Below are 22,853 nucleotides of genomic sequence, written 5' to 3' on the forward strand. Positions count from 1 at the left end.
TGTTCCATGCCAATCATTACGAAGGTCGGGCGGAAACGGATCACCGGAGGCGGCGAATTTTTTGGCATTCCGTTCGACCGGGCAATTCGGTTAAACGGGAAGGGGACGACGCCAGCCACCCGGGCGGGACCAGCAAGGGAAGGACGAAGGGGGCCCATGCGCGCATCGCTACGACGGATGATCGGTCTGACGGTGGGCTGGCTGTCGGTGCTGTCGGTGCTGGCCCTGCCGGCCCCTGCGGCGGAACCGAAGCTGATCGGCGCCTACCGCGACTGGAACGCCTTCATCCTGGAAGAGGCGTCGGGCCCCGTCTGCTGGATGGTGTCGCGGCCCAAGCGGCAGGAGGGGGAGTTCACGCGGCGCGGGGATGTTTTCCTGCTGGTGGTCCATCGGCCGGCGGAAAGAAGCTTCGATGTGGTCAATTTCATCGCCGGCTATCCGTTCGCGGAGCGTAGCGAGGTGCTGATCCAGGTGGGCCGGCACGGCTTCAAGCTGTTCAGCGACGGGGAGCAGGCCTGGGCGCGCGATGACAAGACCGACCGCGCCATCGCCCAGGCCATGACCCAGGGCTCGCTTCTGAAGGTGCAGGGCACCAGCCTGCGCGGCAACCGCACCATCGACACGTTCAGCCTGGCGGGCAGCGGTGCCGCCTATCAGGCCATCGGCAGCGCCTGCGCCGACCGCGCCCCACCGCCGGCGCCGTAATAATAGAATATTTGACCGTTGGTCTCATACCAACGTGCGATGAGTAGAACGCATCGCAAGTTGGTCCGGCGGCGACCGCCACAGCACCGCTCGTGCGGCGTCGCCCGCGCCAACGAATGGTGGCGCCGGCAATTGAGGGCGGTGACCAGAACCAATAGGTTCTGGTCACCGCAAAATAGTATCAGCCGTCGCTGCCCGGCCGGCTCTTGGCGATGGCGCGCGACAGCAGGATGACGGGCAGGATGCCGACCGCGACGATGGCCAGCGCCGGGGTGGCCGCCTCGGCCAGCCGCTCGTCGCTGGCCAGCGTGTAGACACGCACGGCCAGCGTGTCGAAATTGAACGGCCGGACGATCATGGTGGCCGGCAGTTCCTTCATGACATCCACGAAGACCAGCAGCCCCGCCGTCAGCAGGCTGCCGCGCATGATGGGGGTGTGGACCTTCAGCAGGGTGCGGCCCGGCGTCTGGCCCAGGATGCGGGCCGCCTGGTCCATGGTGGGACGTATCTTCGACAGGCTGGCCTCGACCGTGTTGAAGGACACGGCCAGGAACCGCACCAGATAGGCATAGACGATGGCGGCGATGGTGCCGGACAGCAGCAGGCCGGTGGAAACGCCGAAATGACCGCGCATGAAACCATCGACGGCATTGTCGATGCGTGCAGCGGGGATCAGGATGCCAACCGCGATGACCGAGCCGGGAATGGCATAGCCCATGGCCGCCACCCGCGCTGCGGTCTTCAACGTCGCCGTGGGGCGCAGGCGCAGCCCATAGGCGACCAGACAGGCCAGCGCCACGGCCAGCACCGCCGTCAGCCCCGCCAGCGTGAAGGAATTGCCGGCCAGTTCCCTGAAATTCGCCCCGAACAGCTGGTCGCCCCCCTCCATGGCCAGCTTTCCCAGGATGGCGATGGGAATGACGAAGCCGGCCAGCAGCGGCGCCAGGCAGGCCACCAGCGCCGCCAGCGCCGGCAGGCCGCGCAGATGATAGCTGGGCAGGCTGCGATACCGCCCGGTGGAATGGAAATAGCGGGCCCGGCCGCGGCTGTACCGTTCCATGACGATCAGCACCATCACGAACAGCATCAGGACAGAGGCAAGCTGTGCCGCCGCCACAGGCTCTCCCATCGCGAACCAGGTGCGATAGATGCCCGTCGTGAAGGTATCGACGGCGAAATACTGCACCGTCCCGAAATCGGCCAGCACCTCCATCATGGCCAGCGCCAGTCCGGCGGCGATGGCCGGCCGGGCCAGCGGCAGGGCCACGCGCATAAAGCTGCGCCACGGCCCGGCGCCCAGCGTGCGCGCCACCTCCAGCACACAGACCGACTGTTCCAGGAAGGCCGCCCGGGCCAGCAGATAGACATAGGGGTACAGCACGAAGGACAGGACCGTGATGGCCCCGCCCAGCGACCTTATCTCCGGAAACCAGTAATCGGCGCGGCGCCAGCCGAACATCTCGCGCAGGCCCGTCTGCACGGGTCCCACGAACTGCAAAAGGTCGGTATAGGTATAGGCCATGACATAGGCGGGCACAGCCATGGGCAGCAGCAGCGCCCATTCCAGCCAGCGCTGGCCCGGAAAGCGGCACATGGTGACCAGCCAGGCCGTGCCCACGCCGATCACGCTCACCCCCAACGCAACCCCGCCGGCCAGCATCAGCGTGTTGGCGATGTAGGTGCCCAGCACGGTGGAGGCCAGATGGCTCCACACCCCGTTGCTGGACACGAAGACGCGGCTGCCCACGATCAGCAACGGCAGCGCCACGAACAGCGCGATCAGCAGTACCGACAGCGTCCAGCCGCCGGGCACGAACCGGAACCAGGCGGGGCGCAGACGCGCTGCAGCGGAAACGGGGGGGGCGGAAAGGACGTGATCGCTCATGCCGGGCACTTTCCCACCCATGCGAACGGTTCGCAATGACGAAGACGCCGCAGGCCCGCCATCGGTGCCATGTGCGGGGCGCGGAAGCGGGTGGGATGGCGGGGCACCACACCTGCCACGTACCCGAGCCCACGGACGTGGGCGCCGGCGATTGAAGGGCCATGATTGATTGGCCAAAGGTCAATCAGTCAGGCCGGCGGTATCAAGCCCGGTGATGGGCCGCGATCTGCCGGACTACAGGGTATCAGTGGCTGTCCAGCCAGGCCACGGTCAGGGATGCCAGCGCCTCGGCCCCCAGTGCCAGACTGGATTCGTCCATATGGAACAGGGGGGAATGGTTGGACGGCGCCTTGTCCAGCGGCACGGCCGGCGCCGTGGACCCGACCCAGAAATAAAAGCCGGGTATCTTCTGCTGGAAGAAGGAGAAATCCTCCGCACCACCGGCCTTGGGCCGGATGGAGAGCTTGTCCTTGCCGGCCACCTGTTCCAGCACGGGGGCGGCCCATGCCGACAGGGCCTCGTCATTGTCGGTGACCGGATACCCGATCTCGATTTCCACCTCGGCCGTGGCGCCGGCGCTTTCGGCGATGCCGTTGGCGATGCGCCTGATCTCCGCATGGACCTGGGCCTGCATCGCAGCATCGAAGGTGCGGATGGTGCCCACCATCTCCACCTGATCGGGGATGATGTTGTTGCGAACGCCGCCATGGATGGAACCGACGCTGACGATGACCGGCTCCTTCACCAGTTCCACCCGCCGGCTGACGATGGTCTGCAGGGCCGTGACGATCTGCGAGGCGGTGACGATGGGATCCACCCCCGCCCAGGGATAGGCACCATGGCTCTGCCGTCCCTTCACAAGGATGCGGAACCGGTCGGACGCGGCCATGGCGGGGCCGGGACGATAGCTGATCTCCCCCGCGTGCCCGCCGGAAAACAGGTGCAGGCCGAAGATGGCCTGCGGCTTGGGGTCGGTGGACAGGACCCCTTCGCGGATCATCAGTTCGGCCCCGCCCTCCTCGCCCGCCGGGGCGCCTTCCTCGGCCGGCTGGAAGATGAATTTCACAGTGCCCCGCAACTGGCCGCGCCGCTTGGCCAGCAACTCGGCCACGCCCATCAGGATGGCGGTGTGCCCGTCATGCCCGCAGGCATGCATGACGCCCACCTCCTGCCCGTTATAGGTGGTGCGCACCTTGGACGCGAAGGGCAGGTCGACCTGCTCGGTGACCGGCAGGGCGTCCATGTCGGCGCGAAGGGCCACGACGGGACCGGGTTCCGCCCCCTTGAGGACCCCGACGACGCCGGTATGGGCCACGCCGGTCTGTACCTCCATCCCCAGCTTGCGCAGATGGTCGGCCACCAGCGCCGCCGTGCGGACCTCCCGGTTGCCCAGTTCGGGATGCTGGTGGATGTCGCGCCGCCAGGCGACGATCCGGGGCTCCAGCGCCTTCACGTCGGACCGGATATAGGCGGGGATGGCGGCCGGGGCGGCTGCGGAAACGGCGGGCGCCGCCTCCTGCGCGCCGGCCACACCGCCCGACAGGGACAGGCAGAATGCCGCCGCCATGACGACCCAGGCCACCCGGTTACGCTTCATGACCCCATACCCCCATCATAAAGCCGTCACCCGGTGTGACAGGTGGCCGGGTCGGCAACAGGCAGGCGGGTGGGGGACGGGCACGCGCCACCCCCCGCCCGCCCCAGGCTTACAGCACGCGGATATTCTTGAACTGCCACGGGTCGGACGTATCGACATCCTCCGGGAACAGCTTGTTCCGCCCTTCCAGGGGGGTCCAGTCGGTATAGGCGCCGACGACGGGCCCCAGATAGGGCGTGCAGATATCCAGGCAGCGCTGGAAATCCATGTCCTCGGCCTCCACGATGCCGCGGTCGGGATTCTCGATGGCCCAGATCATGCCGGCCAGGGCCGCCACGGTCACCTGCAGGCTGGTGGCGCTGTTGAATTCCACCAACTGGCGCGCCTCCGCGCAGGAAAGCTGGGAACCGTACCAGTAGGCCCCCTTCTCATGCCCGGCCAGCAGCACGCCCAGTTCATCCACCCCCTCGATGATCTCGTTCATCAGCAGGCGCTGCGTTTCCTGCTGCACATAGTTCTTGCCGGCGAATTCGTGGATCGATTTCACCGCATCGTCGCAGGGATGGTAGGCGTAGTGCGTGGTCGGACGGTAGACGGCATTGCCGTCCGCGTCCTTCACACTCAGGAAATCGGGGATCGACAGCGATTCGCTGTGCGTGATCAGGAAGCCGTGGAAGGGGCCTTCCATGGGGGTCCAGGTGCGCACGCGCTGGGTCACGCCCGGACGGTTCAGGATGATGCCGGCTTGGCAGCCGAAATCATGGCGGATGCCGTCGGGCGGGAAGGTGGCCTCATGCGTGCCCCAGCCCATTTCGGCCGGCTGGCAGCCTTCGGAGATGAAACCGTCGATCGACCAGGTATTGACGAACTCCCCCCGCTTCTTGGGGATGGAGGAGACCTGGGTATCGCGCTCGGCGATGTGAATGACCTTGACGCCCAGTTCCTGCGCCAGGGCGGCCCAGCCGGCGCGGTCGGACGGGGCCGCCGCGTCGCGGCCCGTATCCTCCGCGATGTTCAGCAGCGCCTGCTTCACGAAATGCGAGACCAGGCCCGGATTGGCGCCATGGGTCAGCACGGCCGTGGGGGCATCCCGGCCCAGTTTCGCCCGCAGGGCCAGCGCCTGCTCGCGCAGGGCATAGTTGGACCGCAGCGAGGGCGGGACGCTGGCATCGGTATAGCCGCCGGGCCAGGGCTCGATACAGGTGTCCAGATAAAGCGCGCCCTTTTCGGCGCACAGTTCGACCAGCGCCATCGACGACACGTCGACGGACAGGTTCAGCAGGAAATCGCCCTTGGCGAGCAGGGGTTCCAGCACGGCCCGGTAATTATCCCGGGTCAGCGGCTCCTTGACGAACTTGATGCCGTAATAGTCAGCCTCACCGTGTCCGCGCTCGTCCGCCGTAACGATGGTGATGTTCTGAGGTTTGATGTCGACATGCCTCAGAATCAGCGGCAGCACACCTTGGCCGATGCTGCCGAAACCTACCATCACAAGACGCCCGGGAAGGGCACAATGCTTCTGATATTGGGTCATTTTCGCTTTTGCTCCGGGGCTATTACCCGCCTATGGGTGCCTCATGGACGTGGGGTTGACTGGGGCTCAATGATGAACGCAGACAACAGGAAAGCATGGCCCCGTCCACCGGAAGGGACCATGCAGGGTTAATGCGGTCCGGACAGAGTGACCTAAGCCGCCATTCCTGGCAACTCCCGCGCGGGGTCCGATGATTGATCCGGTACCTGGGCGTGTCCCGGCGTGGCCAGAAGCGGGCCGTCGCGGACCTCCACCAGACGGGCCTGGTCGAAGCCGTTGAAGGCCGTGCGCAGCGTGGCGCCATAGGCACCCAACTGCCCGATCTCGATCCAGTCGCCCTCCCGCACGTCGGCCGGCAGCAGGAACGGACCCTTCATGTGGTCCGCACTGTCGCAGGTCGGGCCCCAGAAGCTGAACGGGGCCAGCGGGGCCGTGGAGGCCCTCATCAGCCGGCAGGGGAAGCGGAAACCGGGCACGCCGGCATCCGACAGGCTGCCATAGACGCCGTCATTCACGAACAGCTCGTCCGTGCCGCGGCGGCGCTCCACCTGCACCACGATGGAACCGCCCGCCGCCACCAGGGCACGCCCCGGCTCGCACCAGATGCGGGCGTGGGCCGGCAGGCGCAGGGCCGCCAGGCCCGTGGCGATGGCGTCCATGTAGTCCCGCAGGTCGGGCGGGTCCATGTCCGGATAAGCGACGGGGAAGCCGCCCCCCACATCCAGCACATCGATGACGACACCGGCGGCATCGATCACCCGCCCGGCCAGGGCCAGGGCCCGGCCATAGGCGGCGGGTTCCATCATCTGGCTGCCGACATGGAAGCACAGGCCGACGCGGGCCGCCACGGCACGGGCCCGGCGCAGCAGGGTGACGGCATCGTCGAACGCCGCGCCGAACTTGCCCGACAGGTCATAGGCGGCCTTGCCCTTGGGCATGGCCAGCCGCACGAACAGGCCGAGGTCGGCCGCATTGTCCGTGACGGCCAGGATCTTTTCCAACTCCTCCACGCTGTCCAGCGAGAAGTCGCGCACGCCATGGTCGCGATAAGCGCTGGCAATGGCGGCACGGTTCTTCACCGGATGCATGTAATGGATATGCGCATCGTCGAACATCTGCCGCACCACGCGGATCTCGGCCGGGGAGGCACAGTCGAAATGCCGGATGCCGCCCTGGTAGAGCGCGCGCAGGAAGGCCGGGTCCGGATTGCACTTGACGGCATAAAGCACGTCTCCCACCCCGCCCGTGGCCCGGCCAAACAGGTCAAGGAAACGGCCGGCCGTAGCGCGCAGCGTGTCGGGACGAATGCAATGCATCGGCTCCGCCGGGGCCAGACGCGCCACCATCTGACCGACATCGGGCAGACAAGAGCCCGCCAGACGGTGGCCGGCCGGACGGGGGCCGGGGTTGCGGGCAAGGCCGCGGCGCAAGGGTGCGACGGCAGAACGGAAACGGATATGGGCCATGGCGACGATCCCCCGGGGGCGGAAACCCCATGCCGCCATATGGCACCCGTTCGCGCGGGCGCGGCATCATGGCGGAATTGAAATGATGGCGGCGGGCGGCGAAGCAGCCCGGCCGGTTTCAGATGCGGGAAGGTTCCTGGCGCCGCGTCGTGATTGCCGGGCCGATATCCTGCGGGATGCAGGGGGCCGCAAAGCGTCAACGGACGAGGGAGCCAGGGTCGCGCTTACGCGAACATGGCCTTTTCAGGCATAACGGCGTTCATGTCGACTTCCCTCTCGGGGTACCGGCCCACTGTCGACCGGTGCTGCCAAAAAGGACGCCTGACGTCGTTGCGTAAACACCAGGGGCATCGCCGGGGACCGGCGGTGGCGCCACAAGGGCCAGGGGCACGTGCGGGTGCGTCTATCCCTGCTTATCCATGCAATGCGCCATCGTTGCAAGGGTTTGTTCGGACAGGATGTGCATGGCTGGCCTGTACCCGGCGGCAGCCGGCACCGTTTCCCGCCCCCCCTGCCTGCCCCTGTGCGGGGCGGGCAGGGGGACCCATATGATGATCATGCGCCCGATCGCTCCCCTTCTGCCGGTCCTTGCGGCCTTGCTGGTCCTGTCCCCCGCGGGGGCGCAGGAAAACCCGCTGCTGACCCCGCCGCCCGGCCTGACGGGCGCGCCGCGCCCATCCGACCCGGCCGCCGCCGAACAGGGACGCCTGCAATCCGACCTGCTGCGCCCGCCAGCGGGCCTGGACGCCCGCCCCGACCCCGATCCGATGTACGACCGGGAGATGCGCGAACGCCGGCTGGATGCGGAACGCATGCTGCGTGCCCAGCAGGAACCGCAGCCCCCCGCCGTCACCGTGGACGGGCCGGCCCCGCCACGCAACGACCCGCCGGCCACGCGCATCACCCATGGCCGCGCAGCGGACAAGCCGACGCCGGTGCAGTCCTCCCCCGTTCCCGGCCGCAAGCCGCTGCCGCCGTCCGGGCCTTGACGGCGGGCCGGCTTTGCTGTTGTTGGCATCCAGCCCCAACGGAACCGGACCCATGATCCCCATCACCCCCCATATCGCCATCGACGAGGACGAGCTGCAGGAAAGCTTCCTGCGGGCCGGGGGGCCGGGGGGCAGAATGTCAACAAGGTGGAAACGGCGGTGCAACTGCGCTTCGACGTCGCCAATTCCCCTTCCCTGCCCGACTGGCTGAAACAGCGGGTGCGCGGCGTGGCGGGGCGCAAGCTGACGGCCGACGGCGTGCTGGTCCTGGTCGCCCAGGCCCATCGCAGCCAGGAGCGCAACCGGGAGGATGCGAAGGCGCGGCTGGTGGAAATCCTGGCCAAGGCCGCCGAGCGCCAGGCACCGCGCCGGCCCACACGGCCCACCCTGGCATCCAAGACCCGCCGGCTGGAGGCGAAATCAACCCGCAGCGGGGTGAAGAAGATGCGCGGACGGGTGGACCCGGACTGACACCCTCGTGCCGCCGGCACATCCGTGGTCCCACCAGACCGGGACATCCGTGGCCCCGGCAGAATGGTGCTTTGCGGCACGGGGATGCCTGGCTTAATGTGGTAACCCGACCGGGTTGGTCCCGGTCGGGCTGTGCAGGTCCCGCCGTTCATGACGAAATTCACCCGTTCGGGCAGCGAGCGCCCGGTCGATCTTTCCCGTGTGGCGATCCAGAAATCGCCCTCGCTGCTGGATGAGCGGCTGGGCGTCTACCGCAGCAAGATCGCGCAGACCGACCTGGATGTGATGCTGAAACAGCATCAGGCCTTCGTGGAGCAACGCATCACCGGGGTGCGGGCGCATTTCAAGCTGTGCGAACTGTCCAGCCTGGACCTGTCGGGGGCGGTGCTGGCATCGGCCGATTTCACGGGCGCCAAGCTGCACAACACGCTGCTGCGCGGGGCGGACCTGCGCATGACCAACTTCTACGCGGCCGACCTGTCGGAAGCGGACCTGATGCATGCCGATCTGACGGCGGCCGACATGCGCGGGGCCATCCTGCGCGGGGCGGTGATGATCAGCTGCAACCTGACCTCTGCCGATTTCCGCAACGGCACCCTGGCGCTGGCCCGCAATGGCGAACTGGTCTCCGTCCACAACAGCGCGGAAGCGGACCTGTCCAAGGCCGTAATCATGCGCGCCACCCTGTCCAAGGCGCGCCTGTCGGACAGCTTCGTCATGCAGACCGACCTGCGTGACGCCGACCTGCGCGGGTCCATCCTGTGCAAGGCCAACCTGTCGGACAGCAACCTGACGGGCTGCGACCTCACCTCCTGCGACCTGACGGAGGCCAACCTGGAAGGCGCGAACCTGGAGGGCGCGATCCTGACGGGGGCCGTGCTGCGCCATGCCAACCTGAAAAGCGCCAACCTGATCGGCGCCATCCTGGACGGGGTCGACCTGTCGCTGGCCAATATCGAGGATGCCAGGACCGTCGAGCAGTTGGACGACATGGAAGGGGGCCTGGCGGAATTGCTGAAGGCCCATGTCAAATGGATCGAGACGGGCGGCAACCAGGGCCGGCAACTGGACCTGTCGGGCAAGGACCTGACGGGGGCCGATCTGTCGCGCATGACGCTGTCGGCCGGCATCTTCCGCGGCACGGTGCTGCGCAATGCCAACCTGTCGCGCTCGGCCCTGCTGATGGCGGATCTGTCGTCGGCGGACCTGCGGGGGGCGAACCTGCGCAATTCCAACATCCGCGGCGCCCGCATGATCCGGTCGATGATGGTGGGAGCCGACCTGACGGGGGTGCTGGCCGCCCCCATCAACATCCAGGGCTATGACTGGCAGACCAACATGGAGCGGGCCCGCCTGGGCAAGGCCGTCCTGGTGGGGGCCGACCTGACGGGCGCCATCCTGTCGGGGGCCGACCTGCGGCAGGCCCAGGTGCGCAATGTCAGCATCAAGGGCGCCGACCTGACCGACGCCAACCTGACGAATGCCGACCTGCGCGGCGTCGATTTCAGCAAATGCAAGCTGGCCAACGCCAAGGGGCTGCCCGAACCGGACGATCTGCAGGGCCGGGATTGATCGCGGCCGCGTTCCCTGCTACCGACCGGGCATGGGAACGCATTACGACATCATCATCGCCGGGGGCGGGGCCGCCGGCCTCTATGCCGCCATCTTCGCCGGCCGCCGCGGCCGGCGCGTGCTGGTCATCGACCATGCGGAAAAGGTGGGCAAGAAGATCCTGATCTCCGGCGGCGGGCGCTGCAACTTCACCAACCTGGATGCGCGGCCCGACCGTTACCTGTCGGCCAACCCGCATTTCTGCATTTCCGCGCTGAAGCGGCACACCCAGCATGATTTCATCGCCCTGGTCGACCGGCACGCCATCAAATGGCACGAAAAGAAGCTGGGCCAGCTTTTCTGCGACGAGAGCGCGCGCGACATCGTCGCCATGCTGCTGGCCGAATGCGCCGATGCCGGGGTGGATATCCGCACCGCCTGCCGCATCGCCGACGTGGCGTCCAACACCCCCGGCTTCACGCTGGACACCAGCCACGGCGCCTTCACGTCCGACAGTTTCATCCTGGCCACGGGCGGCCCGTCGATCCCGAAGATGGGGGCCAGCGACTTCGCCTTCCGGCTGGCCCGCGCCTGGGGTCTGCCGGTGGTGGAACCACGCCCGGCGCTGGTGCCGCTGACCTTCGCGCCGCCGGATCTGAAGAAGCTGGACGGCCTGTCGGGCGTGCCGCTGGAAGCCACCGTCGCCTGCGGCGGCGGCCGGTTCCGCGAGGCGCTGCTGATCACCCATCGCGGGCTGTCCGGCCCGTCGATCCTGCAGATATCCTCCTACTGGCGTGAAGGGCGGCCGGTGGTCATCGACCTGTCGCCGGATCTGGCGCTGGCCGACCATCTGAAGGGGCTGAAACGGTCGCGCCCGAAGGCAGAGCTGAAGACGGTGCTGGGCGATCTGCTGCCCCGCCGCTTTGCCGAGCGGCTGTTCGAAGTGGGGTTGCTGGGCACGGCCCCCCTGACCAGCCGCCCCCTGGCCGACCTGAAGGATGCCGATCTGGCCGGCGTGGCGGCGGCCCTGCATGGCTGGACCGTCCATCCCGACGGGACGGAGGGATATCGCACGGCAGAGGTGACGCTGGGCGGCATCGATACTGGCGCGCTTTCCTCCAAGACCATGGAGGCGAAGAATATCCCCGGCCTGTTCGTGATCGGGGAGGCGGTGGATGTCACCGGCTGGCTGGGCGGGTATAATTTCCAATGGGCCTGGTCCTCCGGCCACGCGGCCGGCATGGCGGCCTGAAAAGCGGACCGTCAGTCACTTTTTCAGGCCCTTCGGCCGCCGGCGCCAACAGGCCAACGGCTCATGCGCGCATGGGCGCGCGACGGCAGCCGCCGCCCTGTACCGACGGTCAGACATGTCGATCGTCGGCATGACGCCGCAGCGTGTGCAGCGAGCGGATCAGCAGCGTGATGACGATCAGCGCCCCACCCTGATGCGCCGCGCCCAGCGCGACGGGCACGGCGTGCAGCAGCGTCGTGATCCCCAGCACCACCTGCCCACCGATGCCCAGCATCAGCCACAGGGCGGCGCGCTTGGCCACGGCCGGCACATCCGTGCGCTGACCGATGCGCCAGCAATAGGCGACGGTGACGCCGGCCGTCAGGATGGCCAGCCAGCGATGGATGAACTGCACCATGGCCGTATTCTCGAAGATATTCAGCCAGACAGGCCGCAGGTTCCAGATTTCCGGCGGGGCGAAGGCATCGTTCATCAGGGGCCAGCTGTTGTAGGCGAGGCCGGCATCCAGCCCCGCCACGAAGGCCCCCCAGATGACCGTCACGGCCACCAGCGCCAGCGACACCCGCCCCAGCCGGACCAGCCCCGCCCTTTCCGGATGCCGGCGGGCCTGGGGGTGGCGCAGGTCAAGCCCGGCCTGGACCAGCAATGCATAGAGGAACAGCGCCATGCCCAGATGCAGGGCCAGCCGGTAATGGCTGACATCGGTGCGCTCCGACAGGCCCGATTGCACCATGAACCAGCCGATGAAACCCTGCAGCCCACCCAGCAGGAACAGGCCCACAAGGCGGGGCAGCATCTGCCGCGTCACCATGCCCTTCACGGCGAACCAGACCAGCGGCACGGCGAAGACGACCCCGATCAGCCGCCCCCACAGCCGATGGAACCATTCCCAGAAGAATATCTGCTTGAATTCATCCAGGCTCATGCCCCGCTTCAGAACCTGATATTCGGGGATTTGCTTGTACTTTTCGAACTCGGCCAGCCATTGCGCCTCGTTCAGGGGCGGGATGGTGCCCGTGATGGGCTTCCATTCGGTGATCGACAGGCCACTTTCCGTCAGGCGCGTGATGGCGCCGATGATGGCCATGGCGAAGACCATGCCGGCGCAGAACAGCAGCCAGTTGGCAACGGCGCGATGGCCGGGGACAGAAGGGGTCTGGGCGACGGACATGGGGCGGGCCGTTCGATCGGTGGGAAAACGATGCCGTGATATGGGCGCGACAGGGGCCGATGGTCAAATGCCGGCCTTGCGGCCCCGCGTCGCAGCCAGGGCTGTGACCAGTGCCGCCATACCGGCCGGATCGCGCATCGGGCCGCCCATGACGGCTGCCCCCGCCGCACCCGCCGCCAGGCAATCCGGCAGGTTCCCCGCCGTCACCCCGCCCAGCGCCAGGGTGGGCAGGGGCAGCCCGGCCAGCACCCCCGCCCCCAGGGCGGGACCGTATCCGGGTTTCGACGCGCTGGGGAAGATGGGGCTCAGCGTGGCGTAATCCGCGCCGGCCCGCGCCGCGGCCGCCACCGCCGCCCGGCCGTGGCAGGAGGCGCCGATCAGCGCGCCCGGCCCCAGGCGCCGGCGCACGGCCGCGATGTCGGCACCGTCGGGCAGATGCACCCCGTCGCACAGCAGGCCCAGCGCCGGGTCGCCATGGACGGTCAGCACGCCGCCCACGGGCGCCAGCAAGGGTCGCAGCACCGCCAGCAGCCCGGCCTGTCCATCGGCCGGCAGGTCCTTTTCACGCAGGCTGACCCAGCGGCAGCCGGCGGCGACGCAGGCCGCGACAATGTCGGGCAGGCCGCCCGCGGCCTGCGCCCGGTCGGTGATCAGCAGCAGCGGTGGGAACGGCAGCAGCGGCACGGCGTCATCTCCCCTTCCCCGCCCCCTGTCAGGCGGTCAGCCTGTCCCCGATCCGGTGGGGAAAGCCGCGCAGGAAGGCAGCGCCATCCACAGGCCCCTTGCCGGGCCGCTGTACCCGGAGCAGACGCAACGCGCCATCGCCGCAGGCCACTGTCGGCCCGGCATCGATCAGGGTCCCCGGCGGGGCGTCGCCCGCCACCGGTTCGGCCGCCAGCACCTTCAGCTTCTCTCCGCCGGCAAGATCGATCCAGCAGCCGGGCCAGGGGGTCAGGCCACGGACCTGCCGATCCAGTTCCACGGCCGGACGGGACAGGTCCAGGCGCCCTTCCTCCTTGGCCAGCTTGGCGGCATAGGTCACGCCCTCTTCCGGCTGCGGCACGGGGGTCAGCGAACCGTCTGCAATACCGGGCAGGGCCGCCACCATCAGCCGGGCACCCATGGCGGCCAGGGCGTCATGCAGTGTGGCGGCGTTCATGCCCGCCGTGATGGGCAGGCTGTCCTTCATCAGCATGGCGCCCGTGTCCAGGCCGGCATCCATCTGCATGATGGTCACGCCCGTTTCGGCATCGCCGGCCAGGATGGCACGCTGAATGGGGGCCGCCCCGCGCCAGCGCGGCAGCAGGCTGGCATGGACATTGACGCAGCCCAGGCGCGGTGCGTCCAGCACGGGTTGCGGCAGGATCAGGCCATAGGCGGCCACGATGGCGCAATCCAGGTCCAGGGCGGCGAAGGCCGCCTGCTCCTCCGGCTTGCGCAGGCTCTTGGGGGTGCGCACGGGGATGCCCAGCGCATCGGCCCGGCGATGCACGGGCGTGGCCTGCACCTGCTGGCCGCGGCCCGCGGGGCGGGGCGGCTGGCTGTAGACACAGACCAGTTCATGCCCGCCCTGGACCAGGGCATCCAGGATGCCCACGGAAAAGTCGGGCGTACCCATGAAGGCAAGACGCAGCGGCACGGGGAAAAGCCTCTCTTTCGGCCGGGATCAGGGAAACCGGGGCGTACCCCGGCATCATCCTTATTTGCGGGCTTACTTGCGCGACTTGTTGTATTTGCGCAGCAGCATGTTGCGCTTCAGCGACGACAGATGGTCGATGAACAGCACGCCGTTCAGGTGGTCGATCTCATGCTGGATGCAGGTGGCCAGCAGGCCGTCGGCATCCATCTCCCGCACCTCGCCCCCGCGATCGACATAACGCACCCGGATCATGCTGGGCCGTGTCACATCGGCATAGATTTCCGGGATGGACAGGCAGCCTTCCTGCGTCACGGTCACCTCGTCGGAGGTCCAGAGCAGTTCGGGGTTGACCATGGCCAGCGGCTGGGGCGTCTCGGTGCGGTGATCGGTCACGTCCACGACGATCAGCCGTTCCAGCAGACCGATCTGCGGCGCGGCCAGACCGATGCCGGGGGCCTTGTACATGGTTTCCAGCATGTCATCCATCAGGGCCGCGACGCGCCCGTCGACATTGTCCAGCGGCTTGCACGTGGCCTTCAGGCGGCTGTCGGGAATGGTCAGGATGGGCAGAAGCGACATGGGCGGCGTGTCCGGGTCCGGCGGGATTGACGGGGCGGGAGGCGACGCTGCTTGCACAAGGGTCCCTCTATTGCGGCAGATATGCCGCATGGGGCCGATGGTCAAGCGCGAACCGGACGGGTCGGGTCTGCCGGGCACCAGCCCCTTGCATTCCAACCGGGACAGGCCCATGACATAGGACATGGACCCTGGGGTGCCGCCATCCTGCCGGACGGCGGCTGAGATCACACCCATCGAACCTGATCCGGGTCATGCCGGCGAAGGGAGAAGGCGAGAATGACCATTATCCAATCCAAGGACGGGCAATCCAAGGACCGGCCCCGCGTGGCCATCATCGGCGGCGGCATCATCGGCATGGCGATCGGCTGGCGGCTGGCCGGGGCCGGGGCGTCGGTCGATATCTTCGAACGCGACCGGGCCGGCCAGGGCGCCACGCGCGCCGCCGCCGGCATGCTGGCCGCCGGGGTGGAGACGGAGCCGGGCGAACAGCCGCTGTTGCCGCTGTGCCTGGAAAGCCAGGCGCGCTGGCCCGGCTTCGCGCGGGAACTGGAGGCGGTCACGGGCCTGCCCGCCGGCCTGCGCAGCGAAGGCACGCTGGTGGTGGCCAGCACCCGCGACGAGGTGGAACTGCTGCGCTCCAACTACGCCTTCCAGCGCGGGCTGGGACTGGAACTGTCCTGGCTGACGGGGGCGGAAGCCAAGGAGAAGGAACCCTTCCTCAACCCGCGCACGGCCGCCGGCGTGTTCAGCCCGCGGGACGGGCAGGTGGACAACCGCCTGGCCGCCGCCGCGCTGCGCGCCGCCCTGGCCGCGACCGGGGCGCGCCTGCATGAGGGGACGGCGGTCACCGGCCTGGATGTGTCGGCCGGCCGCGTGACGGGCGTGGTGCTGGGGGACAGGGTGGCCGGCGCCGATATCGTCGTGCTGGCGGCCGGCGCCTGGTCGCGCCTGCTGCCGGGGCAGCCCGTCCCGCCGCCCGTCCGCCCCGTGAAGGGCCAGATGATGTCGCTGGCGATGGACCCTGCCCGGCCGCTTTTGACTCATGTCGTCTGGGCCCCCAAATGCTATCTGGTGCCGCGCCGTGACGGCACGCTGATCATCGGCGCCACGACGGAGGAAAAGGGATTCGACAGCCAGATGACCGCCGGCGGCGTGCTGGCCCTGCTGGATGCCGCCTGGCGAGCCCTGCCGGGGGTGGAGGAACTGCCCGTGCGCGAGATGTGGACGGGCTTGCGCCCCGGCAGCCGCGACGACGCCCCCATCCTGGGGCCCGCGCCGGGGCTGGAGGGGCTGGTGCTGGCCACCGGTCATCACCGCAACGGCATCCTGCTGGCCCCCGTCACGGCCGATGCCATCACCGACCTGATCCTGACGGGACGGGTCGACACGCATATCAGGCCCTTCGGGGCCGAACGTTTCGCCGCGGCGCAGGCGGCATAGGATTGGCCGCCACCCGGGCGGCTAAGGAAAGGTTGGCATGATCATCATCAATGGCAGGGAACAGGTGCCCGACGATTACGCCCTGACCGCGGTCATGGCCGCGGACGGCATCGATCCGGCGGCGCGCGGCATCGCCGTCGCCGTCAACGACATGGTGGTGCCGCGCGGCCGCTGGGCCGATACGAACCTGTCCCCCGGCGACCGGGTGGAAATCGTCAAGGTGCTGCAGGGTGGTTGAGATGGCTATCACCGATCCGCTGAAGATTGCGGGCAAGAATTTCGCGTCGCGCCTGTTCCTGGGCTCTGCCGGCTATCCAAACCAGCAGGTTTTCCTGGACAGCCTGGCGGCGTCCGGTGCGGAAATCCTGACCGTGTCGGTGCGCCGCGCCGACCTGACGGGCTATGGCGAGGGGCTTTTGGACCTGGTGGCCGGCAAGGTGTGGCTGCTGCCCAACACGGCCGGCTGTTCCACCGTGAAGGATGCCGTGCTGACCGCGCAACTGGCGCGCGAGGCGATGGACACCAGTTGGATCAAGCTGGAACTGATCGGCGACCGGGAAACGCTCTATCCCGACGTGGAACAGTTGCTGCGCGCCGCGGACGAGCTGGTGCGCGACGGATTCACCGTCCTGCCCTATTGCACCGACGATCCCATCGTCTGCCGGCGGCTGGCCGATGTCGGCTGTGCCGCCGTCATGCCGCTGGGCGCCCCCATCGGCACGGGGCTTGGCATCCTCAACCCCTACAATATCGAGACGATCTGCCGGAACAGCATCGTGCCCGTGGTCCTGGACGCGGGCATCGGCACGGCCAGCGACGCGGCACTGGCCATGGAGCTGGGTTGCGATGCCGTACTGCTGAACACGGCCGTGTCGAAAAGCATCGACCCCGTGAAGATGGCTGCCGCCATGCGGGCCGGGGTGGAAGGCGGGCGGCTGGCACGCCTGGCCGGCCGTATCCCCAAGCGGCTGCGGGCGGAGGCATCCAGCCCGGAACTGGGGCTGATCGGCACCTGATGGGAACGAACCGGCGGGATACCGGATCCCGCTGGTCGAGGGCGCGGCCCGTGCCCCCCCTACCGCCATAAACCTGTGTCCACGGGACGGCGGGCATAGGCCCCCACCCCCGCAAACACGAAATCCCCGGCACGAAAGATCAAAAGCCGCCCGCGGACAATCCGGGGGCGGCGTTCAATCCCGTTACCGGGGCCGTACTGGCGCCTGTCCGATGGACAGGGAGGGGGGAGGGCTTAGTAGCCCTCGCGCTCCAGACGCTTGCGCAGCAGCTTGCGGGCGCGGCGGATGGCCTCGGCCTTCTCGCGGGCGCGCTTCTCGGACGGCTTCTCGTAATTGCGGCGCAGCTTCATTTCGCGGAAGATGCCCTCACGCTGCATCTTCTTCTTCAGCGCGCGCAGGGCCTGATCGACGTTGTTATCACGAACCAGAACTTGCACGGGACATCCACTCCAATGGTGCGCTGACCGGGCGAACCGGCGCCACGCGATAAGGGTTGAGAACAAAGAAACGGCAACGCGAGACCCTTGCAGGTCGCGCCATCGCCCGATCCAGTCGCCGGGGTTATACACAGGTGCGGGGGGCTTGTGAAGGCCCGCATCATCATCAACCGCCAATTCATGCGGAATGGCGGGCATGCGGGCCGCTATGGACGGGTTTTCCTTGCCTTGCATCGCCGGGGCCGGGGTCGCAGAATGCCGTACCACCCCGAATCGTCCCTTCACATCCGCGCAGGAGGTGCCCGTCATGGCCGTTCTTCCCATCGTCCGCATGGGCAATCCCGTGCTGCGCCGGGTTGCCGACCCGCTACCTGTCCCGGCGGCGGGCGGTTTCGGGGATGATATCCGGCAGTTGGCGGATGATATGGTGGAGACGATGTTAGACGCGCCGGGCATCGGGCTGGCCGCACCGCAGGTCGATGTCGCCCGCCGCATCATCGTTTTCCGCGTGCCGCCGGAACGGGCCACCGATACGGCCGGCGACCGGCCCATGGGGCCGCAAGTCCTGGTCAATCCGGTCTTCGTTCCCCTATCGGCGGAGCGGGTACCGGGCTGGGAAGGGTGCCTGTCCATTCCGGGCCTGCGCGGCGTCGTGCCGCGCTATCGGCATATCCGCTACCGGGGCTATGATCTGGACGGCAATCTGGTGGAACGCGAGGCCGCGGGCACCCATGCCCGGGTGATCCAGCATGAGCTGGACCATCTGGACGCCGTCCTCTATCTGGACCGCATGGAATCCCTGGCCACGCTGACCTATATGGAAGAACAGAGGTTCTTCGGGCCGGACGTGCTGGCGGCGGCACGCTGACAGCCCATGGAACCGGCCGCTCTATTGAGGAACGATGCCATGACCGATGCCTGCGAAACATCCCTGCCGGACCCGGCCGCCGATACCGCCACGGCCGGAATGACGGATGCCGTCACAGCCGGCACGGCTGGCGCCGAGGGCAGCGGCGGGCCGGCGCCCGGGGAAAGCGATGCCTTCGCCGATGCCCAGGCGGCCCTGGCCGCGCGGCGGGATGGCATCCTGCTGGCCATGCTGCCCGACGTGGCCTTCGACGGCTGGAACCGCACCGTCATGCGCCGCGGCGCGGAAAGCGCCGGTTTCCACCCGCAGGAGGCCGACGCCGCCTTTCCCGGCGGCCCCGTCGAGGCGGCCTGCTGGCTGAGCGACTGGGCCGACCGGCAGATGCATGCTGCCCTGGCCCGCACCGACCTGACGGCCCTGAAGCTGCGCGAACGGGTGGCCCTGGCCGTGCGCAGCCGGCTGGAGGCGCTGGCCCCCTATCGGGAGGCCGTGCGCCGGTCCAGCAGCCTGCTGGCCATGCCGCTGAACGCGGCGCGCGGGCCACAGCTTCTGTACGCCACGGTCGATGCCGTCTGGCGTGGCATCGGGGATGCATCGACCGACTATAATTTCTATACCAAGCGCCTGTTGCTGTCCGGCGTCGTGGCGGCCACCACCCTTTACTGGCTGGACGACCAGTCGGAAGGGATGGCCGACACCTGGTCCTTCCTGGATCGCCGCATCAGCGATGTCCTGGCCTTGGGCAAGGGCATCGGCCGCATGACGGGCGGGGCGGACAGGGCGGCCACGATCCTTCAGCATGTCCCCTCGCGGGCCCGTTTCATGCGCCGCCTGCGCGAGGCGGCGGCCGGGGCCGGCTGACGACGGGGCCAATTGACGGAACCGGGATCAGGCGGCCGCGACGATGGGCCGGGCCGCTTCGATCTGGCTGTTCAGCAGATCGCGCATGGCGCGCCCGTGGTCGGTCAACTGGACCACACGCAGGCGCGCATCCTGGGTCCAGGGCCGGCGTTCGACCAGCGGACCCGGTGCGCCCTCCCCATTGTCCCAATCGCGTGACAATTCATCGATGGCGCGGCTGATGGCGCACGGCGCCTCCCCCATGAGATAGGCCAGTTCGGCCTGGCTGATGCCCTCATTTTCGCAAATGGTCAGCAAGGTGGTGGCCGTGCGCAGCGACATGCGCGGATTGATCTTCATCAGGGCCTGGGCGATCGACAGCGCCGTGCTGGGATAGCGTTGCATGATGCTTCTCCCTCCCCGGCGTCAGGCAACACTGGCATAGGGCCGCAGGCGGCCCGTGCGCGTGGCCGGCGGCTGCGGTGCCGAACTGCCGTTGGCGGCCGTCCTGGTGCGCAGCTCACGCAGATCCAGGCGGCTGTCGGGATAATGGCGCTGAACCTCTTCCAGCAATTGCATCAGGCGCTTCTGGTGTTCCCCGGCTTCCATGAAGCTGGTGGTCTGGAGTTCGATGGTGATGCATGCCTTGAGGCGGAGTTTTCCGTCCTTCATTTCCTGCTCCTGTTCAAGGCCCCCTTCACCGGCCGACATGGCCGGAACAGCAGGGTGCCCGCAGAGGCCGCAACCATTGCAGCGACGCATCGATCAGGCCATGACGGAAAGCTGATCATTGCATGATCGAACGCCGATCATTTCCGAATGGAAATCAGAGCACCACTCTAATTAATTGATATTTAATAGAAAACTCACATCCCTCAGGAAACCCGTGCCGCCGCCCCGTCAGTCCGCATCATCCGGCGTGATCAGGGCGAGGCCGGCTTCCTGGTCGATGATGCTGGCCATCAGAACGGACCCTTTTGCGCAATCAGCGGAAATCTGGCCCTGCAATTCCGTCCGGTTCAGGATGCCCAGCCGCCGCTCCCAGCCCGTCAGCCGATCGATGGCGATGACCTCGGCACTGAACCGGGTGACGCGGGCGGCATAGATCGTATCGGGGCAGACGGCGAGATTGCGGCGACGGAGCGTGAAGGGCAGGTCCAGCGTCCCGGCATCCGACCCATCCAGCATCCGCCAGTTCAACCGGGTGGTGCCGGTATCCCCCGTCAGCAGCATGGTCCGGTCCTGTGACAGGTCGATGAAGTCGTGACGCATATCCGTCTTCCGGGACAGGCCGCGATCGGGTTCCAGGGACCAGACGGCCCACCCCTCGGTGTCCAGCACGGGCAGGCCGATGCTGCCATCCGGCAGCCAGACGGGGGTGCCCTTCTGGCGGCCATCCTGGGTCAGGCGCGTCGTCTGTCCGCTTGCCGGTTCCACCTGGTAAAGGTCGTGCGACGGGCCGTCTTCCGCCACAAACAGCAACCTGGCGCCATCCGGCGACCAGCGCAGACCGGTCAGGATGGCCGCCCGCAGATCCGTCAGGGGACGGGGCTCCCCGTCCTCCACCGCCAGCCAGACCTGCGGCGGCCCCAGCCGGTCACTGACAAAGGCCATGGCCTTGCCATCCGGGGAAAGCTGGGGCTCGTACTCGTTGGCGGTGGAGCCCAGCAGTACATGCTGGTTGCCCGACGAACCGAATTCCACGATGTCGGAATGGCCGCGATAGGTTTCGACCAGCATGGTTCCGCGGGCCCGGTCCACCGATATCAGGCCCAGCCGGCCGATGGACGGCATGATCTGCTGCCAGCGTCCCGTGCTGATATCCACATGCCACAATCCACGCCGCCGCCGGGAAGCGTTTGTCAGGTAAAATCCCTGGCCATCGGCCGCCCAGCCGAAATGCGAAATGCCAGGGTCGAGCGGCAGTCGCCGCAGCGCGCGCCCCGTCCGGGCGTCGCTAACCATCAGCGCCGCCTGGCCGCCCGACAGGGCCCGGACGAAGGCGAGCCGGCCGCCATCGGGCGAATAGGCCGGCATCCAATCATCCGCGCCTGCGTCTGCCGGAACCGGCACGGGCGACGGCGTGCCGCCATCCAGGGGTATGGAGATCAGGCGTGACCGGCCCGGATCCCCTTCCGTCAGCGCCGTCAGCACCAGTGCCTTGCCATCGGGCCGCCATGCCAGATGCGGCATGTGATCGCCCAGACAGGGGGATACCAGCCTTTCCTTTCCCGCCGGGACACTGATGACGTAAAGCCGGCAGTTCCAGTCGGGACCGACGCGCACAAAGGCCAGCCGGTCGCCGCGCGGCGACCAGACGGGATAACGGTCGCTGTCCTCCGTCTGGGTCAGGATGGTGGCCCGCCCGCCCGGGGCCGCACTGCGCAGCATGAGATCCATGTCGCCGAAGGAATTGCGGTGGGCATAGGCCGCCATCTTTCCATCCGGTGAAAGGGCGGGATAGAGGTTCAATCCCGGTTCCAGCGTCAGGGCATGGATGTCGAAGGCGGGCAATGTCGCAAAGCCACCCTCCTTGCGATGATAGAGCAGCCCCAGCACCGCCAGCGCCACGAGCAGCAACAGCGCCACCAACAGCAGCAGGCGGGTCGCCAAACCCCGCGGCGCAAGGGTCGCGGCTTCCTCTTGCCCGGTCACGGGCCGGGCTGGCGGCACGGCGGCGGGCGGGGACGCGGGCGTCACCTCCGCCCCCCGCGCATCCTCCCCCGGCTCTGCGGAAATGGCCGGCCCGGAGGCAGATGGCATCACATCGATAACGAGGCTGTAGCCGATCTTCGGTATCGTCTCCACCCGCACGCACGCCGCCCCCACTTCCCGCAGGGCGCGGCGCAATTGGAAGATGGAGCGGTTCAGGCTGTCTTCGGCCACGAAGACACCGCCCCAGCATTGTTCCAGCAGTTCATCGCGCGTGACGGAACGCCCCTGGTGGCGGGCAAGCAAAAGCAGCACCTGCATCACACGGGGCTGCAGGCGGCACTGACGGGCGGCAATGGCGATACGGTTCAATGACGGAGAAATCGTGACATCGCCGATGGTCACGTCCTGGCCGCGGCCAGGTTCCGTGTCCGGCCGATTCATTTCCATTTCCCCTGCAACATGCGCTGCCCGTCGTCATATCCTTCGCCCGCCGGCCCTTCACGGCCGGTCGAAACGCCAAATCTACCTGAAATGATGACCGTGCAGCCAGCGATTTGCAGAACGCGGGGGTTGTATTTCCATCATTTCACGCCAAAAACCCTCGGAGACCTCCAATAAATCACTTAATAATTTTATTATAATGCCAACAATCTCCTTATAGGCGGGAGAAAGTCAGAGGAGCTGGCCCCGCCCGCTTCCTGCGCACGGCCTGGACCGCGTTGCGTGAGATTTTCGGGTCCTTATACCGCTCGTGCGGC

The 22,853-nt window shown here is 67.8% G+C and carries 22 protein-coding genes and 1 riboswitch; of the genes, 10 read left to right on the plus strand and 12 right to left on the minus strand.

Annotated features, from left to right (window positions below; genetic code table 11):
• Positions 1-156: 156 nt before the first annotated feature.
• Positions 157-705, plus strand: a complete 549-nt coding sequence (locus ABC728_RS13800) for an invasion associated locus B family protein (RefSeq protein WP_416618919.1) — start codon at positions 157-159, stop codon at positions 703-705.
• A gap of 181 nt (positions 706-886) precedes the next feature.
• Here ABC728_RS13800 and ABC728_RS13805 read toward each other — a convergent pair whose 3' ends face one another.
• From ABC728_RS13805 to ABC728_RS13820, 4 genes are all read right to left on the minus strand, one after another.
• Positions 887-2,590, minus strand: a complete 1,704-nt coding sequence (locus ABC728_RS13805; protein ID WP_416618920.1) for an ABC transporter permease — start codon at positions 2,588-2,590, stop codon at positions 887-889.
• A gap of 244 nt (positions 2,591-2,834) precedes the next feature.
• On the minus strand, positions 2,835-4,187 hold the full coding sequence (locus ABC728_RS13810) for an amidohydrolase (RefSeq protein ID WP_416618921.1): 1,353 nt from the start codon (positions 4,185-4,187) through the stop codon (positions 2,835-2,837).
• Positions 4,188-4,296: 109 nt separating this feature from the next.
• Positions 4,297-5,721, minus strand: coding sequence for a homospermidine synthase (locus tag ABC728_RS13815; RefSeq protein WP_416618922.1), 1,425 nt, complete (start codon positions 5,719-5,721; stop codon positions 4,297-4,299).
• A 152-nt stretch (positions 5,722-5,873) separates the two neighbouring features.
• Positions 5,874-7,187, minus strand: coding sequence for a type III PLP-dependent enzyme (locus tag ABC728_RS13820; protein WP_416618923.1), 1,314 nt, complete (start codon positions 7,185-7,187; stop codon positions 5,874-5,876).
• A 548-nt stretch (positions 7,188-7,735) separates the two neighbouring features.
• Here ABC728_RS13820 and ABC728_RS13825 point away from each other — a divergent pair.
• The 4 genes from ABC728_RS13825 to ABC728_RS13840 all read left to right on the plus strand — a co-directional run bounded on the left by ABC728_RS13825 (position 7,736) and on the right by ABC728_RS13840 (position 11,450).
• Complete coding sequence (locus tag ABC728_RS13825) at positions 7,736-8,176, plus strand: hypothetical protein (protein ID WP_445376574.1); 441 nt, start codon at positions 7,736-7,738, stop codon at positions 8,174-8,176.
• A gap of 159 nt (positions 8,177-8,335) precedes the next feature.
• Positions 8,336-8,647 (plus strand): alternative ribosome rescue aminoacyl-tRNA hydrolase ArfB, encoded by a 312-nt coding sequence (gene arfB, locus ABC728_RS13830; RefSeq protein WP_445376575.1) that lies wholly within the window; start codon positions 8,336-8,338, stop codon positions 8,645-8,647.
• A 150-nt stretch (positions 8,648-8,797) separates the two neighbouring features.
• The gene (locus tag ABC728_RS13835) at positions 8,798-10,219 is read left to right on the plus strand and encodes a pentapeptide repeat-containing protein (RefSeq protein ID WP_416618926.1); all 1,422 of its coding nucleotides are present in this window, start codon (positions 8,798-8,800) and stop codon (positions 10,217-10,219) included.
• Between the two features lie 31 nt (positions 10,220-10,250).
• Entirely contained in the window at positions 10,251-11,450 is a 1,200-nt protein-coding gene (locus ABC728_RS13840; RefSeq protein ID WP_416618927.1) for a BaiN/RdsA family NAD(P)/FAD-dependent oxidoreductase, read from the plus strand.
• Between the two features lie 109 nt (positions 11,451-11,559).
• Here ABC728_RS13840 and ABC728_RS13845 read toward each other — a convergent pair whose 3' ends face one another.
• The 4 genes from ABC728_RS13845 to def (ABC728_RS13860) all read right to left on the minus strand — a co-directional run bounded on the left by ABC728_RS13845 (position 11,560) and on the right by def (ABC728_RS13860) (position 14,839).
• Positions 11,560-12,621, minus strand: coding sequence for a COX15/CtaA family protein (locus ABC728_RS13845; protein ID WP_416618928.1), 1,062 nt, complete (start codon positions 12,619-12,621; stop codon positions 11,560-11,562).
• A gap of 63 nt (positions 12,622-12,684) precedes the next feature.
• Positions 12,685-13,305, minus strand: a complete 621-nt coding sequence (locus ABC728_RS13850) for a thiamine phosphate synthase (protein WP_416618929.1) — start codon at positions 13,303-13,305, stop codon at positions 12,685-12,687.
• 28 nt (positions 13,306-13,333) lie between these two features.
• On the minus strand, positions 13,334-14,254 hold the full coding sequence (fmt, locus tag ABC728_RS13855) for a methionyl-tRNA formyltransferase (protein ID WP_416619058.1): 921 nt from the start codon (positions 14,252-14,254) through the stop codon (positions 13,334-13,336).
• 78 nt (positions 14,255-14,332) lie between these two features.
• Positions 14,333-14,839, minus strand: a complete 507-nt coding sequence (gene def, locus ABC728_RS13860) for a peptide deformylase (protein WP_416618930.1) — start codon at positions 14,837-14,839, stop codon at positions 14,333-14,335.
• 179 nt (positions 14,840-15,018) lie between these two features.
• Positions 15,019-15,123: riboswitch (TPP riboswitch) on the plus strand.
• On the opposite strand from def (ABC728_RS13860), the gene thiO reads away from it, so the two are divergent.
• The 3 genes from thiO to ABC728_RS13875 all read left to right on the plus strand — a co-directional run bounded on the left by thiO (position 15,116) and on the right by ABC728_RS13875 (position 17,295).
• A complete protein-coding gene (gene thiO, locus ABC728_RS13865) occupies positions 15,116-16,279 on the plus strand; it encodes a glycine oxidase ThiO (protein WP_416618931.1) in 1,164 nt (387 codons plus the stop codon). It overlaps the preceding riboswitch by 8 nt.
• Positions 16,280-16,316: 37 nt before the next feature.
• Entirely contained in the window at positions 16,317-16,517 is a 201-nt protein-coding gene (gene thiS / locus ABC728_RS13870) for a sulfur carrier protein ThiS (protein ID WP_416618932.1), read from the plus strand.
• A 1-nt stretch (position 16,518) separates the two neighbouring features.
• The gene (locus tag ABC728_RS13875; protein WP_416618933.1) at positions 16,519-17,295 is read left to right on the plus strand and encodes a thiazole synthase; all 777 of its coding nucleotides are present in this window, start codon (positions 16,519-16,521) and stop codon (positions 17,293-17,295) included.
• A gap of 233 nt (positions 17,296-17,528) precedes the next feature.
• Here the strand turns inward: ABC728_RS13875 and rpsU are convergent, their stop codons facing one another.
• Positions 17,529-17,732 carry a 30S ribosomal protein S21 gene (gene rpsU, locus ABC728_RS13880; RefSeq protein ID WP_012567245.1) on the minus strand — a complete coding sequence of 68 codons (204 nt, stop codon included), beginning with the start codon at positions 17,730-17,732 and terminating at the stop codon, positions 17,529-17,531.
• Between the two features lie 307 nt (positions 17,733-18,039).
• Here rpsU and def (ABC728_RS13885) point away from each other — a divergent pair, with 307 nt between their 5' ends.
• Together def (ABC728_RS13885) and ABC728_RS13890 are read left to right on the plus strand one after the other, a co-directional pair.
• Positions 18,040-18,600: a peptide deformylase gene (gene def / locus ABC728_RS13885; protein WP_416618934.1), complete on the plus strand. Its 561-nt coding sequence runs from the start codon at positions 18,040-18,042 to the stop codon at positions 18,598-18,600.
• A gap of 39 nt (positions 18,601-18,639) precedes the next feature.
• Complete coding sequence (locus tag ABC728_RS13890; RefSeq protein ID WP_416618935.1) at positions 18,640-19,461, plus strand: COQ9 family protein; 822 nt, start codon at positions 18,640-18,642, stop codon at positions 19,459-19,461.
• A gap of 27 nt (positions 19,462-19,488) precedes the next feature.
• On the opposite strand, the gene ABC728_RS13895 is transcribed toward ABC728_RS13890, so the two are convergent.
• The 3 genes from ABC728_RS13895 to ABC728_RS13905 form a co-directional block, all read right to left on the minus strand.
• Positions 19,489-19,845: a hypothetical protein gene (locus ABC728_RS13895; protein ID WP_416618936.1), complete on the minus strand. Its 357-nt coding sequence runs from the start codon at positions 19,843-19,845 to the stop codon at positions 19,489-19,491.
• Positions 19,846-19,866: 21 nt separating this feature from the next.
• On the minus strand, positions 19,867-20,112 hold the full coding sequence (locus ABC728_RS13900; protein WP_416618937.1) for a hypothetical protein: 246 nt from the start codon (positions 20,110-20,112) through the stop codon (positions 19,867-19,869).
• A gap of 228 nt (positions 20,113-20,340) precedes the next feature.
• Positions 20,341-22,536 (minus strand): winged helix-turn-helix domain-containing protein, encoded by a 2,196-nt coding sequence (locus tag ABC728_RS13905; protein WP_416618938.1) that lies wholly within the window; start codon positions 22,534-22,536, stop codon positions 20,341-20,343.
• Positions 22,537-22,853: the final 317 nt, after the last annotated feature.

It is taken from the genome of Niveispirillum fermenti (genome assembly GCF_052474395.1).